Here is a 13,241-nt window from a genome sequence, read left to right as displayed (position 1 = left end):
TGGTTTTGCAAGATGGTTGTTAAAATGATTTGCAAAATGAACAAATTTTTATGCTATTACGGCATATGATCACATTAGTTTTGTGTTAAATATCAACCTGCAATCTAATTCAATGTTCAACTTTAAGGAAATCATAAGTGTTTCGCTCATTCTTTTCTCGGTAATTGATATTTTGGGAAGTGTTCCCATTATCATCGATTTACGGAAAAAATTTGGTCATGTTCAGTCGGAAAAGGCTACCCTTGTTTCGGGCATTATCATGGTTATTTTTCTTTTTGTTGGAGAAAGTATTTTAGCGCTATTTGGAATTGATATCAGCTCATTTGCTGTTGCCGGAGCTATTATTATGTTTTTCCTTGGGATGGAAATGGTCCTTGGCTTGCAATTCTTTAAGTCAGACCCTGAGGAATCCAAAAGTGCTTCCATTGTTCCTATCGCTTTTCCTTTGATTGCTGGGGCAGGTACAATGACAACTTTGATCTCCTTAAAGGTTGAGTACAGTACGGCTAATATTTTGATAGGCATAGCTGTCAATCTCTTATTCGTTTATATTGTACTGAAAACCAGCGGTTGGTTAGAAAAAGTGATTGGTAAGGCTGGTTTTAACGTACTGCGGAAAGTATTCGGAATTGTCTTATTAGCAATCGCTATCAAAATCTTTAAAAACCACCTCTTCACATGATCAAAATTTTTACAGATGGTGCGGCAAAAGGAAATCCTGGCCCTGGAGGCTATGGCACAATCTTGCAACATGGTCAAAATGAAAAAGAACTATCGGATGGTTTTAGAATGACCACCAATAATCGAATGGAACTTCTGGCAGTGATTGCAGGACTTGAAGCTATTAAAAAACCAGGCTGGAAGGTATTGGTTGTCTCGGATAGCAAATATGTAGTAGATGCTGTAACAAAGGGGTGGCTTAAAGGATGGGTTATAAAAGATTTTAAGGGGAAAAAGAACAGAGATTTGTGGGAGCGTTATTTGAAAGCGTCTGCTCCTCACGATGTGAGATTTCAATGGGTAAAAGGTCATGCAGGACATCCAGAAAACGAAAGATGTGATGGTCTGGCGGTAGAGGCTGCTGAACGAAAAACATTGAAAGTTGATACTGCTTTTGAAGAGAGTAAAAGATGATGACTTATTTTAGTAGCGAATTTAGAGTTTAAGGACACATATCATATGAATTTCAACAAAGGCATTTTTTATTTCTTGTTTGCTATATTGGTAATAGGATCGATGGTGATCTATTTTAAGGTTCAACGAGATATGAAGTTGGAAAACCCCAGTCTTACCGATTTAGCTACTGAGCCAGACTTATTGATGAATACGGCAGATAGGACTCTGCAAGACCATAAATCCTTAACAGCAATAGGGTTCCTTGAGGATGCGATTAAAATGATGAAGTTGTTGGAAAAGGATGGCGATAGCATCAGTACAGAAGCTATTGAAGTAGCCATTGGTGACCTTGAGATCGTTGAAGATCATATAAAAGCCGAGGATATCAATGATGATTTAATGTATGAAGCTTTTGCTGATGCAATGAATTCACTTGCTTTTGCTTCATTAAGGGTTTCTGAGCAATTTATTAGAGAAGGAAAAAAGGAGGAAGCTAGAGTAACCATTAATTATGCAATGGATCACCTTCAAAACTCAATAAAATTCGCAAGGGGCCAGCAAAAAGAGGATGAAATCAGAATTGCAAGTCATTTACAAAAACTCATCGATGAGCATTTGGAGAGTGACATTTCTCAAATTGATTTAGTTATGTCCGAAATTGACTCGGTAGTAAAGGCACATGTGATCAAGTAGGATCTACCTCACGTTCAATGAACGTTAAGCCTGCGCTTGTGAGCTCATCTAGTACTGGTTCATAGATTTGCTTCTTGATAGGTACATGTACTCCACTAAGATCTATTTTTCCCTGTAAAATTAACTTTGCGGCAATAGCAAGCGGTAAACCTACAGTCTTTGACATGGCAGTGTTCACCTCATCGTCTCCCAATGTGACCATGCTAGACTCTATCTGTCTGGGCTTTCCATCTGCAATGAAATTGAACTTGTGCCACATCACTATCATATCTTTATCATCTGGATTTAATGTCCATTTCTTCTTTAAGATATGCTCCAGTATTTGAGCCGGAGTTCCCTTTTTTAGGCCTACTAATTCCTCCTCGAACATGCCGAGCCATCTTAATTTAAACATGATGCCATTGTCCAAGTCTAGACTCAGGTAGTGCGCAAGTTTAAGCTCAACAGAGTCATTGGGATTATATGAAAGAAATGAATTAATAAATTGACGATGCGTCATTTCAGACACGTTTTCCATTTTATAAGTATCATCTGTAGCACCAAGCTGAACAAAGACATCCCAAGCAGCGCAGTAGCCGGATCCTCTCAATGTACCACGATATAGAGTCTGTATACCTCTGAGGTTGTATACATCAAGGTAGGCTAACGAATCCCTGTTTGCATAACCTTCAAAGTACCCATGGTCTGGGATATAGATCGCTTCTGTTCTTCTAAAAAGTTTTTGATAGGGAATGTATTTATAACGACCCTCCTGGATGAATTTACAAGTTCCCTGACCAGCTAAAACCACGTTTCTTGGATTCCATGTAAACTTATACTTCCATGGATTGTCACCCACAGACTCCTCGGCGACCAAACCTCCTGTAAATGTTTCGAATCCTGTCAGTTTGTAGCCTTTATCTCTTAGGTCATCCAGCACTTTCATAGCTGACATATGATCAATTCCAGGATCAAGTCCCATTTCCATGATCATTAGTTTACCATTGCTTTCAAATTGATCATTCAATTCTTTAATCTCTTCAGTGAGATAGGAGGCTGTAAGAAAATGTTTTTTGAGTTCTGCACACTTTTTAGCCACATGGATATGCAATGATGCAGGAAGCATGGAAATGATTAAATCATTGCTACTGACCAAGCTAGTAAGCAACTCTGCATTAAAGACATCAAAGGAAACAGCTTTTGCAGTAGAACGGCCTTCAATTTTTGATTTTGCCAGCTCTATATCCTTTTCAGCAATGGTCAGATTCCATTGCTCTTCTTGTGCGTGGCTCAGAAGATAGTTGATAAGTGCGGTTGAAGATTTACCCGCCCCAATGATTAAGATATTTTGCATTAAACTAAGGAAATTTTTTATAAATGTCTTTTCTATGGAGAAATCGCTCTATCCAGACTTCTGAGGATTGAGTATCAAAGAATAAGCCCATGCGATAGTCTCCGATTCTAACTCTGAAATAATTGTCTGCTCCTTTTAGTACTTTGATCTGCTCAATATTTTGAATGGAAGGTGCATTTTCTATTTGAATAATTGTGCTCTTTATCTTTTGCTTTAAAGATTGGTTTTTGACCTTTTTGAGGTCTTTGAGAAATTGATTTCGAAATCTAGTGTTCATTAATCAAGCAAGTCAAAGACTTCCTTTCGAGTAGCTTCTCCAGTTTTTTCACCTTCAATTATGGCTTTATATAAACCAATATCCAATAACTCTTGCTTGCTAATCGGAGTATATGAAACACCTAGTTTTTTAAGTGCTTCAAAAGCCTTTTTAAGCTTTTCTGAATCATTTGTATTGAAAATTGCTGCTTCCATCTTTCAAAGGTAGAATTAACTTTTTTTATTCACAACCGTGCTACTTGCTTGATCGGTTGGGAGAATAAGAAGATCTCCAATCATTACGTGTGGAGGTCGATTGAGGACAAATTCGATCGTTTCTGCTATGTCAATCGCTTTCAAAGGGGTGTAGTTTAGATATACTTTGTTTGCTTTTTTAGAATCACCCTTGAAACGTACTTCACTAAATTCAGTCTCGACTAGACCGGGATCAATAGAAGTTACTTTAATGGAGTGTTCATTTAAGTCAAGTCTCATTCCTTTTGTAAGGGCATCTACGGCGTGTTTAGATGCACAATAGACATTTCCTCGAGTATATACTTCTAAACCTGCAATGGAACTAAGATTGATGATGTGCCCCTTCTTACGTTCAACCATCCCTGGAATGATTGCTTTACTTACATAAAGAAGGCCTTTCACATTGATATCCATCATGGCATCCCAATCATCGGTACTTCCTTCATGAATCAAATCTAAACCATGAGCATTACCAGCATTATTAATCAAAACGTCAATTTCTTGCCAGTCTGCAGGAAGAGATTGGATAGCTTCGAATACAGCATCTTTATCTCTAACATCAAATGAAAGCATTCGTGTTTCAGTAGATAGTTCCTTTTGGAGTTTCTCCAGTCTGTCAGTTCTTCTCCCACAAATAATCAAACGATAGTTCTTGCTAAGCAATCGGGCAGTTGCCTCTCCAATACCACTGGTAGCTCCTGTAATTAATGCGATAGATTGACTCATTTTAGCCTTTTCCTTTCTTTAGACGTTTCTTTTGTCTGCTTTTGATTTGACCAGCTCCCTTGGTCTTCTTGCCTAGTTTTCGCTTAGTACTCGGCCCACCTTCGAAGGTGACAAAGATTCCAAGGTTTTGGGTAGTTAGTTTATCCAGACCAATGCTGAAGTCGTTGGTATTATCAGTAAGCATGTTTCTGAGACCATAGGAGTACCTAATCTCAGGAGAAAACTTAAAGAAGGGATAAAAAATATCAAGTCCAACTCCTACGTCGATAGCAAGATTCCAGTTTCTCAATTCCAATTTTTGGGTAGTATCTTCTTCATCGCCTTTGCCGGAGGCTTCTAGTGAAGGGTTTACGCCAAATACCATATACATAGCCAGATTCCCTCGTCTAGCTGACTTATATTTTATCAACAAAGGAAGTTCGACCATCGTTGCGTCTTTTAATTCTCGCTGCGTTATACCATTGGTAAAACGATAACTCAAATCATTTTCGTAAAATGCAACAGTAGGCAATAATCGAAAATCAAGATATTCTGAGATTTTCATATTGATAACAAAGCCTAATTTGAATCCACCAAGATTCCCTGGCACAATGGAGTGAACAGTGTCCATAGCAGGGGAAGTGAAGTAATCAGAGTATCTGATAACGTATTTAGATGAATGTACGCCTATAAGAAAACCGTAATGAATCCATTGCTCCTCATAATTTAGAAGATTATCTGCAGGATTGTTTTGAGCCGTTGACGAGTAGCTCATCCCGAAAAGCAATACGAGTACTAGGGCTATTTTTCTCCCACGTAAATAGAACTGATGCCTAGGGTTAATGGTTTGCATTTAGTGTTTTTATATCCTGTTTTTTCCAGAATTTTCAGAAAATTATTTCCATAAGGAAATTCATTTACTGATTCTGGCAAGTAGGTATAGGCGGTGTTATCTTTTGAAACCACCTTTCCAATCTTCGGTAATATCCAACGAAAATAAAAATTATATAATTGTTTGAACGGAAATACCGTAGGTTTTGAAAATTCTAGGATGATGGCCCTGCCGCCGGGTCTTAAAACTCGATTCATTTCCGACAATCCTTTTTCTAGATTTTCAAAGTTTCTTACACCGAATGCAACGATTACAGCATCGAATTTATTATCATCAAAGTGAAGGTTTTCTGAATCTCCGGATTGCATATCGATGATCTCAGAGTATCCTCGTTTCTTCATTTTCTGCCGACCGACATTAAGCATACCTTCAGAGATATCCACACCTATTACTTTCTCAGGATTCAGTTTCAATGACTCAATAGCGAAATCTCCTGTACCAGTGGCTATATCCAAAATTTGCTTAGGTTGTAAGTCTCTAAGCATTTTAATTCCTTTTTTCCGCCATCTGATGTCTATTCCCAGACTTAGGAAATGATTAAGGAAGTCATACTTGCCTGAAATGCTGTCGAACATCTCCGCTACCTGCTTCTTCTTCGCATCCGACTTATCTTTGTATGGTAGTACCGTCATAATTGCCGCAATATTAGTGGATTAAACCCTTGTGCGGTCGAAATGTTATCAGTTTCTTCTCTATGCAGATAAAATCAGCAGAATTTGTAATCAGCAGCCCGGACGTGTCCGGATGTCCAGCTCCCGATCGACCTGAGTATGCCTTCATAGGTCGCTCCAATGTCGGAAAATCAAGTTTGATCAACCACATAACCAATCGGAAGAAATTGGCAAAAACATCTTCAACACCAGGTAAAACTCAACTAATCAATCATTTTGTGATCAATGATCAATGGTATTTAGTGGATTTACCAGGCTATGGGTGGGCACAAACTAGCAAGGTGAATAAAGCGGCTTGGAAAAAGATGATTAATACCTATCTGGAAGAACGACAAAATCTAGCTTGTGTCTTTGTGCTGGTAGATATTCGCCATGAACCACAAAAAATCGATCTAGATTTTATGCGATGGCTAGGTGAGGAGGGTATCCCTTTTAGCATCGCTTTCACAAAGGCTGACAAACTGGGGAAAACGCAAACTCAATCCAATGTGGCTTCTTATAAGAAGGTCATGAAAAATACATGGGAAGAATTACCTCCAACTTTCGTTACATCATCGGCTGAAAAAGTGGGTGGGAAAGAAATTTTGGAATTTATTGGTCGAATTAATGCAGAGATAGTAGGATAGGATATTTTTGCCACCTCAAAATACAATTTATGGAGTTTAGTGATATCGCATCAGTTTCTGGAAAAGGCACATTATTCAACATCATTCAGCCTACACGTACAGGTGTAATTCTGGAAAGCCTTGATGAACACAAGAAAAAAATGGTAGCCACCATGCATAATAAGGTGAGCATCTTATCTGAGATTTCGATCTACACAACTGATGCTGAAGGTGCAGTTCCTTTGGAGGATGTAATGAAAAAAATACATGCTGAATTCGATGGTGATACAGATTTAGATAAAAACAGCAGCCCTGAGGAATTAAAGGCATTCTTAAAGTTTATCCTTCCCGAATATGATGAAAATCGTGTTTATGTCTCTGACATCAAGAAGGTGGTAAGCTGGTATGATCAAATCGTAAAACAAGCGCCGGATGTTTTAGCGGAAAAAAAGAAAGAGAAGAAAAAGGAAACTAAAAAGCCCGCAAAGAAAAAAGAGGAGGCTGAGGGTGAGTGAAATAAAATTTAAATTTAGAGTACGATGGGCTGATTTAGATCCCAATGGGCATATGCGACATACGGCATATAACGATTACTGTGCGCAAGCTCGTTTAATGTACTTCGAAGAAATAAGCATGCCCTTTCATAAGTTATTGAGTATGAATATTGGGCCTATTTTATTTAGAGAAGACACACGTTTCTTCAAAGAAATCCGAATGAACGAAGAATTTGAAGTGGGATTTACGATATCCAAACTGCGAAAAGATGGATCTAAGTGGTCTTTTAGGCATAATATTTACACAAAAGATGGAGACCTGTCTGCAAAAGTAGATGTAGACGGTGCTTGGCTTGATACAGCTAAACGAAGAACAGCCGTGCCTCCAAGTGAACTCAGCGCTATTCTAATAGATTCAATTAAGTCTGAGGATTTTGAATGGATTCCGGACAAGACTAAGGCTTAATACCTTCTGGTATTTCACAATCTTTTCTTCTTCTGGTATCAACAAGGTGAAATATCTTCCATTCATTATCAAGTTTGACTAGGTGAAATGCATCAACTCCACAATGAGAAAACTGATCACCTATATAAAAAGCATAATCTACCCAAACGGAAGCTAGGTTATCATCAATTTCTACTTTTTCATTCCATATAGGTTCGTTCAATACCTGTTCTTTTGGCCGGCCTATTGCGTTGATGAATTGTTGAAAGTCACCTTTAGTAAGTGTGGATATTCCTTCTGGATTAGTAAAAGAAGTAAAAGTATTTGGAGATTCTACAAAGCAATTTTTCAATAGCGTGCTATCATTTTTTCTCATGGCTTCAAAAACCTGATTTACAACTTTCATGACAGCTTCTTTCTCTTCTTGAGCAGTTACGTGAATCGATGCAAAAGCAAGGAGAATAATTAATATTTTTTTCATCTTTGGTAGTCAGTTAAAAATTGCAGAAAATCTTAAAAGTTTTCAACAATTAACTCTTTGTATGGATCAATTTACATTAGTAGAGCAGAGTTATCACCTTATTCGAAAGGATTTGGGATTAGAGGAGGAAATGGAATTTGGGAAAGAAGAAAATGCCGCTGATCGGTTGCTCACATTTCTAACAAAGCAAATAAATCATCTGTTGGATCATGATCTAAATAAACTTTTGAATGCACTCTATCGAATTGATATACCAGAAAACAAAGTGAAGGACCTTCTTCATGGATCAAAACAAGGTGAGATAGCTAAAAATCTAGCTCAAGCCATTATTAATCGAGAAAAACAAAAAGTAATGACTAGACAGCAGTATCAACCTTAACAAAAGACATAGCGTGCTCCACCATCTTTTCTGACCCTAAGTATACCGGAGTTCTCTGATGAAATGTCGTTGGTTGAATATCAAGTATTCGTTCTTTCCCATTTGTTGCGATACCTCCAGACTGCTCTGCGATAAAAGCAAGTGCATTACATTCATATAACAACCGTAGTTTTCCATTTTGATCTTTTTCCGTATTTGGATAAAGATAGATGCCACCTTTCATCATGTTTCGGTGAAAATCAGCCACTAAAGAGCCAATGTATCTTGCTGTCATTGATTTCTTTTTGCAATCATAAACATACTCTCTCACCCATTCATCAAAAGCAAAATAATTCCCTTCATTGATGGAGTAAATATTACCATCTTTTGGACATGTCATATGATCATGTGAAAGTACAAATTCACCTAAACTTGGCTCCAAGGTAAAGCCATGAACACCTCTTCCCGTGGTATAAACCAGCATAGTGGAAGAGCCATAAAGTATATAGCCAGCGGCAACTTGCTCTGTGCCTTTTTGAAGAATGTCTTCTTCTTGTACAGGACCACCGACGGGTGAAATTCGCTTATAAATCGAGAAAATCGTGCCTATCGAAACATTAACATCAATATTAGAACTACCATCTAAAGGATCTATCGCAACCACATATCGACAATTAGGATTTAGATGAATGATTTCTTGCTCTTCCTCAGAGACAACAGCGCATGTCATGCCACCATTTTTCAAAGCTCGAGTAAAACGTATATCAGCAACGACATCTAATTTTTGCTGATCTTCTCCCTGCACATTTTTCTCACCGAAACCACCTGTGATATCAAGCAACCCAGACTTATTCACTTCTTTGTTAATAATCTTCCCGGCTAGGGCGATATCTCTTAAAAGTTGTGATAGCTCACCAGTTGCAGAAGAAAATTCATCCTCTTTTTGCTTAATAAAGCGATCTAAGGTTGTTCCAATAGGTAGGCCAAGCTTACTTTTGTTCATAGGTGTCTGGATCAGAAGGATTTGAGTATTTTTTGTTTCTTGCCACGAAATTAATTCATTCACATATTTATAACGTTTGCATAATGCAGATTTTCAAGTTTGGAGGTGCCTCCGTTAAGGATGCTCAAGGTGTTAGGAATTTAGCCGATATCGTTTCTTCTTTCGGATCAAAGAAGGTAGTAGTCGTAGTTTCCGCAATGGGAAAGACAACAAACAAACTCGAAGAGCTCGTGAAGTTAGCTCATGCAGGTTTGAACTACTCAGAGATTTTAAATGAAATAAAGCAATTTCATCATGATATTGCTGAGGACCTCTCGAAGGAACTTCCCAAAAACTATCTCAAATTCGAAGAATCACTTGAGAATACACTGAATAATCTAAGCGAATATGATCCAATGCTCGCTTATGATAAAGTGGTGCCACATGGAGAATTAATGTCTACATCTTTAGTGGAAGCTTATTTAAAGACTCAAGTGGGTAGTGAGTGGTTTGATGCAAGATCTGCTATTCGAACAGATCAATATTTTACGGAAGCTAATGTGGACTGGGTAGTGACTGAGAAGCAAGTAATTAATCTATTGAAACCTGTAGCAGAAGAGAGAGTAGTTGTAACTCAGGGATTTATTGGTTCTGATGTAGAAGGAAATTCCACTACTCTTGGAAGAGAAGGGTCAGATTATACAGGATCTATTTTGGCTTATTGCCTCAATGCGGATGGTTTTACTGTTTGGAAGGATGTGCCTGGTATTCTAAATGCAGATCCGCGGATTCTCGAAGGAACGGAACAGTACAAAAAGCTGAGCTATAGAGAAGTAACTGAAATGACTTACTATGGAGCTCAGGTAATTCACCCGAAGACTTTGAAACCTATCGCTCAAAAAAGCATTCCTTTGATAGTGCGTTCTTTTCTGGATAGAAAACTAGAAGGAACTACCATCTCTTCGGATAACACAACCAAAACAATCCCGTGCTTTGTATTCAAGGGAAATCAATTACTAGTGACAGCACAGGTAAAGGATCATAGTTTTATGGATGAGAAAAAATTGGGTTTGATACTTCAGGTGCTTGATTTGCTCAATATCAAGATTAACCTAATGCAGAACTCAGCTCTAACGTTCTCATTTTGTATCGATTATAAGGAATTCAAATCAAAGCGGATAAAAGAACTGCTTAACAGGGATTTTATTTTATCATTTGAAAGCGAGCTAAATCTTGCTACAATTAAGAATTACACCCCCGATTCATTTGATAAGTTACCTTGGGATAGAACAGTGATTATGGAACAGAAAACAATAAATAACTATCAAGTTCTATATCGTTAGGTGAACCTCTGAAGTGTTTGAGATACTCCAGATAGATAAGAAGTTCCGAATAAGTTTACATGAACTAAGAGGGGATAAAGGTTGTGAATATCAAATCTATTTTCAAAGCCTGACTCCATAGGAGATATTGCTTGATAAGCTTCATAAAACACTTGAGAGAAGCCTCCAAAAAGATGTGTAAAGGCTAATTCAGTTTCTCTGTGTCCATAATAAATGGCAGGATCAAATATTACGGCATCACCATCTTTCCCACACATAAAATTCCCACTCCACAAATCACCATGAAGTAATGAGGGATGTTCATTAGGAATTATTGAATCTAATTCTCTAAAGAGCTTATCAAATTTATGTCGATATTCTTTATTGATGAGCTTTTTTGATTCCGCAAGTTTTAGTTGGGGAACGATGCGTTCTTCAATAAAGAAACGCGACCATTTATGATGCTGTTTGTTTGATTGGGGTAAACTTCCTATGTAATTATTGTGATTTAGGCCAAATAGAACGTCGACAGACTTATGTTGATTTGCTAGATTTTCTGCAAAGGATTCCCAAAATCGATTGGATTGCACTCCTGTTTCAATCCACTCGGTAAGCAAGTAAGCCCTATCATTAAGTACTCCAAAATCAATTGCAGTAGGAGTGAAGAGAGGTGATTTTTTTAATAACAGGTCTAGTCCTTGTTTTTCATTGCTGAACATACTTTCATACTCAGCTTTATTCCATTTTAGGAAAAATTGACCATTATCGGTAACTATTTTAACTGTATTGTTGATGCATCCTCCTGAGATAGGAGATGATGAAATGACTTGACTATCAGCAAAATTCTTTTTTATGACTTGCTGGAAAAAGTCAGTCATAAACTGTGTTGTTCTTTTATATGTTTTAGAAATTCATCTAAAGAGCGATTAAGAATTTGATATACATTCTCAAATCCATTCATTCCACCGTACCATGGATCAGGCACGTCTTCCCCTTTCCCATAAGGGTCAAAATCTCTCATCAAGATCAAATTACTTGGTGTACCGCCCATCTCCCTTGTCATGTTTTGAAAGTTAGATTGGTCCATTGCCAGCAGGTAATTAAATTCTTCCCGATGCTTTTTTTTAAACTGCTGACCTTTGTGTTTGACTGGGATTCCATGTTTTTCAGCAATTTCAATGGTTCTTGGATCGGGATTTTCGCCTACATGATAATTTGCTGTACCGGCGGAATCAGCTAAAATTTTATGACTTAATCCTTCTATTTCGAGCTTTTTCTTAAAAATAGCTTCAGCTAATGGAGACCTGCAAATATTACCTAAACAAACGAATAAAATTTTTATCATAATAGGGGGTTACTTTTTCACGCTGTGTAGTATATACCTAATGCATAACACAAATTATTCATACACCTGTTTGACAAGTAAAAAAGAAAGTCCCGTTTTTGACGGGACTTTTCTTTTTTTATACGATATTATTTTTTCTTTCTTATCTTATATTGATTCCTAGTCCAGCCGTAAAGGTGTTGTATTTCTGAATAGTATATTCAGCATGAATTGTAAGTATAAGAAGTTTAATTCTAAGCCCTGCATTGATTCTTGGAGAACTACCTCCTTTGAAGTTAAGAGAAACAGGATCAGAGACCGTGATTTCATCGCCTGTATCAGAATCCCTGTAAGTAAAGTCTCCATCAATATTAAAGGAGCTACCAGCGATGTTATATCCAACGCCTAAATATGGAGTTAAAATGGCAATCTGCTTTGAAATCACTCCTTGGATCGTTGTAGAAGATGCGGTCAATTTCGCAATTCCATCAGCTTCAAAATCATCTCCAGGGCCTCCTTCGTCAATATTAAACTCAGCACTCAGTCTAGTCCATCCAATGAATCCTGAAAAATCAAATGGAACCTGCTTTAAACCTGGAACCCACTGCTTTAGGTCATGCATTACCCCAAATCCTATTAGTGTAAAACTTCCATCATCTATAGCACCAAAATCACTGGCATATCTGATCTTAAGATCAGTATTTTTTGGTAAGCCGATTCCAAGCTGTACAGTGGGAACTGGAAATCCAGCTATAGGTAAATCCTCTACATCAAACCCATCCGGAGCATCAAAATCCTGATTTTGTCGATAAGTAATTGAATTACCCGTTACAGGATCAATTACTTCTGTTCCTATAGGTATCCTTAGTCTTGAAGTGGTTGAGCCTCCTACTGCCGTAGGTAAACTAGGAGATCCATCTAATAATTCAAGATCATTCCAAGAAACGTCATTGAAATTGAATTTTCTGTCTTCGTTTGGAATGTTAGCAATATTGATTGACGCTGTTAAGTCGAAACCCAATAATTTATGAGGCTTAGCTGTGTTGTACCATCCACCTCCTAGTCCGTTGTTAAATGAAAACATAATCGGTTCAGCATACTTTTGTAAATACAAGTTGGCGTCCTCGGTACCTCCTTGAAAGATAGCACCAAAATCTTGCGATTTAGCCGAGTGATTAACAACAAATAGGCCTACTAGTACAAGCGTTAAAATCTTAGTAGTAAAGTTTTTCATAATAGATAGTGATCTGATTGAGTGAAAAGATGTTTAAATCTAATTTATACTGCAATTAACCAAGTTTTTTGCACTT

The 13,241-nt window shown here is 37.5% G+C and carries 19 protein-coding genes; 8 read left to right on the top strand and 11 right to left on the bottom strand.

Features of this window, described 5'->3' with window-relative positions:
• The first annotated feature begins 112 nt into the window (after positions 1-112).
• Genes ABJQ32_05510 through ABJQ32_05500 form a run of 3 tightly spaced genes read left to right on the top strand, consistent with a single transcriptional unit; the run spans position 113 to position 1,809 of the window.
• Positions 113-682 (top strand): MarC family protein, encoded by a 570-nt coding sequence (locus ABJQ32_05510; GenBank protein MEP5289086.1) that lies wholly within the window; start codon positions 113-115, stop codon positions 680-682.
• Positions 679-1,134, top strand: a complete 456-nt coding sequence (rnhA, locus tag ABJQ32_05505) for a ribonuclease HI (GenBank protein MEP5289085.1) — start codon at positions 679-681, stop codon at positions 1,132-1,134. The genes ABJQ32_05510 and rnhA overlap by 4 nt, the downstream gene beginning before the upstream one ends.
• Before the next feature lie 45 nt (positions 1,135-1,179).
• Complete coding sequence (locus tag ABJQ32_05500; protein MEP5289084.1) at positions 1,180-1,809, top strand: hypothetical protein; 630 nt, start codon at positions 1,180-1,182, stop codon at positions 1,807-1,809.
• On the opposite strand, the gene ABJQ32_05495 is transcribed toward ABJQ32_05500, so the two are convergent.
• The 6 genes from ABJQ32_05495 to ubiE are packed head-to-tail and all read right to left on the bottom strand — an operon-like array spanning position 1,802 to position 5,881.
• A complete protein-coding gene (locus tag ABJQ32_05495) occupies positions 1,802-3,142 on the bottom strand; it encodes a saccharopine dehydrogenase family protein (GenBank protein MEP5289083.1) in 1,341 nt (446 codons plus the stop codon). The two genes, ABJQ32_05500 and ABJQ32_05495, sit on opposite strands and share 8 nt — an antisense overlap.
• A gap of 4 nt (positions 3,143-3,146) precedes the next feature.
• Complete coding sequence (locus ABJQ32_05490) at positions 3,147-3,419, bottom strand: type II toxin-antitoxin system RelE/ParE family toxin (GenBank protein ID MEP5289082.1); 273 nt, start codon at positions 3,417-3,419, stop codon at positions 3,147-3,149.
• Positions 3,419-3,613, bottom strand: a complete 195-nt coding sequence (locus tag ABJQ32_05485) for a hypothetical protein (GenBank protein MEP5289081.1) — start codon at positions 3,611-3,613, stop codon at positions 3,419-3,421. The genes ABJQ32_05490 and ABJQ32_05485 overlap by 1 nt, the downstream gene beginning before the upstream one ends.
• 15 nt (positions 3,614-3,628) lie before the next feature.
• Positions 3,629-4,378 carry an SDR family NAD(P)-dependent oxidoreductase gene (locus ABJQ32_05480; protein ID MEP5289080.1) on the bottom strand — a complete coding sequence of 250 codons (750 nt, stop codon included), beginning with the start codon at positions 4,376-4,378 and terminating at the stop codon, positions 3,629-3,631.
• Position 4,379: 1 nt separating this feature from the next.
• The gene (locus ABJQ32_05475; GenBank protein ID MEP5289079.1) at positions 4,380-5,210 is read right to left on the bottom strand and encodes an outer membrane beta-barrel protein; all 831 of its coding nucleotides are present in this window, start codon (positions 5,208-5,210) and stop codon (positions 4,380-4,382) included.
• Positions 5,159-5,881, bottom strand: coding sequence for a bifunctional demethylmenaquinone methyltransferase/2-methoxy-6-polyprenyl-1,4-benzoquinol methylase UbiE (gene ubiE, locus ABJQ32_05470; protein ID MEP5289078.1), 723 nt, complete (start codon positions 5,879-5,881; stop codon positions 5,159-5,161). The genes ABJQ32_05475 and ubiE overlap by 52 nt, the downstream gene beginning before the upstream one ends.
• Positions 5,882-5,943: 62 nt before the next feature.
• Between ubiE and yihA the strand changes: the two genes are divergently transcribed.
• From yihA to ABJQ32_05455, 3 genes are read left to right on the top strand one after another with little or no spacing between them, the layout of a single operon-like run.
• A complete protein-coding gene (yihA, locus tag ABJQ32_05465; protein MEP5289077.1) occupies positions 5,944-6,546 on the top strand; it encodes a ribosome biogenesis GTP-binding protein YihA/YsxC in 603 nt (200 codons plus the stop codon).
• A gap of 29 nt (positions 6,547-6,575) precedes the next feature.
• The gene (locus ABJQ32_05460) at positions 6,576-7,040 is read left to right on the top strand and encodes a DUF5606 domain-containing protein (GenBank protein MEP5289076.1); all 465 of its coding nucleotides are present in this window, start codon (positions 6,576-6,578) and stop codon (positions 7,038-7,040) included.
• Positions 7,033-7,485, top strand: a complete 453-nt coding sequence (locus ABJQ32_05455) for an acyl-CoA thioesterase (GenBank protein MEP5289075.1) — start codon at positions 7,033-7,035, stop codon at positions 7,483-7,485. Before ABJQ32_05460 ends, ABJQ32_05455 begins: the two co-directional genes overlap by 8 nt.
• On the opposite strand, the gene ABJQ32_05450 is transcribed toward ABJQ32_05455, so the two are convergent.
• Positions 7,475-7,945: a nuclear transport factor 2 family protein gene (locus ABJQ32_05450; GenBank protein MEP5289074.1), complete on the bottom strand. Its 471-nt coding sequence runs from the start codon at positions 7,943-7,945 to the stop codon at positions 7,475-7,477. The genes ABJQ32_05455 and ABJQ32_05450 overlap by 11 nt on opposite strands.
• Before the next feature lie 61 nt (positions 7,946-8,006).
• Here ABJQ32_05450 and ABJQ32_05445 point away from each other — a divergent pair, with 61 nt between their 5' ends.
• Positions 8,007-8,324: a hypothetical protein gene (locus ABJQ32_05445; protein MEP5289073.1), complete on the top strand. Its 318-nt coding sequence runs from the start codon at positions 8,007-8,009 to the stop codon at positions 8,322-8,324.
• Here the strand turns inward: ABJQ32_05445 and fbp are convergent.
• The gene (fbp, locus tag ABJQ32_05440; GenBank protein ID MEP5289072.1) at positions 8,302-9,306 is read right to left on the bottom strand and encodes a class 1 fructose-bisphosphatase; all 1,005 of its coding nucleotides are present in this window, start codon (positions 9,304-9,306) and stop codon (positions 8,302-8,304) included. The genes ABJQ32_05445 and fbp overlap by 23 nt on opposite strands.
• A gap of 83 nt (positions 9,307-9,389) precedes the next feature.
• Here fbp and ABJQ32_05435 point away from each other — a divergent pair, with 83 nt between their 5' ends.
• On the top strand, positions 9,390-10,628 hold the full coding sequence (locus tag ABJQ32_05435) for an aspartate kinase (GenBank protein MEP5289071.1): 1,239 nt from the start codon (positions 9,390-9,392) through the stop codon (positions 10,626-10,628).
• On the opposite strand, the gene ABJQ32_05430 is transcribed toward ABJQ32_05435, so the two are convergent.
• From ABJQ32_05430 to ABJQ32_05420, 3 genes are all read right to left on the bottom strand, one after another.
• A complete protein-coding gene (locus ABJQ32_05430; protein MEP5289070.1) occupies positions 10,625-11,485 on the bottom strand; it encodes a fructosamine kinase family protein in 861 nt (286 codons plus the stop codon). The genes ABJQ32_05435 and ABJQ32_05430 overlap by 4 nt on opposite strands.
• Positions 11,482-11,952, bottom strand: coding sequence for a low molecular weight protein-tyrosine-phosphatase (locus tag ABJQ32_05425; GenBank protein ID MEP5289069.1), 471 nt, complete (start codon positions 11,950-11,952; stop codon positions 11,482-11,484). Before ABJQ32_05425 ends, ABJQ32_05430 begins: the two co-directional genes overlap by 4 nt.
• A 142-nt stretch (positions 11,953-12,094) precedes the next feature.
• Positions 12,095-13,165 (bottom strand): DUF6588 family protein, encoded by a 1,071-nt coding sequence (locus ABJQ32_05420; protein ID MEP5289068.1) that lies wholly within the window; start codon positions 13,163-13,165, stop codon positions 12,095-12,097.
• Positions 13,166-13,241 lie beyond the last annotated feature (76 nt).

The sequence above is a fragment of the Marinobacter alexandrii genome (assembly GCA_039984955.1).
Lineage (GTDB): Bacteria > Bacteroidota > Bacteroidia > Cytophagales > Cyclobacteriaceae > Ekhidna.
The sequence above is the reverse complement of the archived record's forward strand: the minus strand, read 5'-3'. Positions and strand labels throughout refer to the sequence as shown.

What these genes read in the sequence shown, in the direction of transcription:
- ABJQ32_05425 (MEP5289069.1), bottom strand. Translation starts at nt 11,952, where the DNA reads ATGATAAAAATTTTATTCGTTTGTTTAGGTAATATTTGCAGGTCTCCA.
- rnhA (MEP5289085.1), top strand. Translation starts at nt 679, where the DNA reads ATGATCAAAATTTTTACAGATGGTGCGGCAAAAGGAAATCCTGGCCCT.
- ABJQ32_05420 (MEP5289068.1), bottom strand. Translation starts at nt 13,165, where the DNA reads ATGAAAAACTTTACTACTAAGATTTTAACGCTTGTACTAGTAGGCCTA.
- ABJQ32_05430 (MEP5289070.1), bottom strand. Translation starts at nt 11,485, where the DNA reads ATGACTGACTTTTTCCAGCAAGTCATAAAAAAGAATTTTGCTGATAGT.
- ABJQ32_05510 (MEP5289086.1), top strand. Translation starts at nt 113, where the DNA reads ATGTTCAACTTTAAGGAAATCATAAGTGTTTCGCTCATTCTTTTCTCG.
- ABJQ32_05445 (MEP5289073.1), top strand. Translation starts at nt 8,007, where the DNA reads ATGGATCAATTTACATTAGTAGAGCAGAGTTATCACCTTATTCGAAAG.
- ABJQ32_05480 (MEP5289080.1), bottom strand. Translation starts at nt 4,378, where the DNA reads ATGAGTCAATCTATCGCATTAATTACAGGAGCTACCAGTGGTATTGGA.
- ABJQ32_05490 (MEP5289082.1), bottom strand. Translation starts at nt 3,419, where the DNA reads ATGAACACTAGATTTCGAAATCAATTTCTCAAAGACCTCAAAAAGGTC.
- yihA (MEP5289077.1), top strand. Translation starts at nt 5,944, where the DNA reads ATGCAGATAAAATCAGCAGAATTTGTAATCAGCAGCCCGGACGTGTCC.
- ABJQ32_05485 (MEP5289081.1), bottom strand. Translation starts at nt 3,613, where the DNA reads ATGGAAGCAGCAATTTTCAATACAAATGATTCAGAAAAGCTTAAAAAG.
- ABJQ32_05500 (MEP5289084.1), top strand. Translation starts at nt 1,180, where the DNA reads ATGAATTTCAACAAAGGCATTTTTTATTTCTTGTTTGCTATATTGGTA.
- fbp (MEP5289072.1), bottom strand. Translation starts at nt 9,306, where the DNA reads ATGAACAAAAGTAAGCTTGGCCTACCTATTGGAACAACCTTAGATCGC.
- ABJQ32_05460 (MEP5289076.1), top strand. Translation starts at nt 6,576, where the DNA reads ATGGAGTTTAGTGATATCGCATCAGTTTCTGGAAAAGGCACATTATTC.
- ABJQ32_05495 (MEP5289083.1), bottom strand. Translation starts at nt 3,142, where the DNA reads ATGCAAAATATCTTAATCATTGGGGCGGGTAAATCTTCAACCGCACTT.
- ABJQ32_05475 (MEP5289079.1), bottom strand. Translation starts at nt 5,210, where the DNA reads ATGCAAACCATTAACCCTAGGCATCAGTTCTATTTACGTGGGAGAAAA.
- ABJQ32_05435 (MEP5289071.1), top strand. Translation starts at nt 9,390, where the DNA reads ATGCAGATTTTCAAGTTTGGAGGTGCCTCCGTTAAGGATGCTCAAGGT.
- ABJQ32_05450 (MEP5289074.1), bottom strand. Translation starts at nt 7,945, where the DNA reads ATGAAAAAAATATTAATTATTCTCCTTGCTTTTGCATCGATTCACGTA.
- ubiE (MEP5289078.1), bottom strand. Translation starts at nt 5,881, where the DNA reads ATGACGGTACTACCATACAAAGATAAGTCGGATGCGAAGAAGAAGCAG.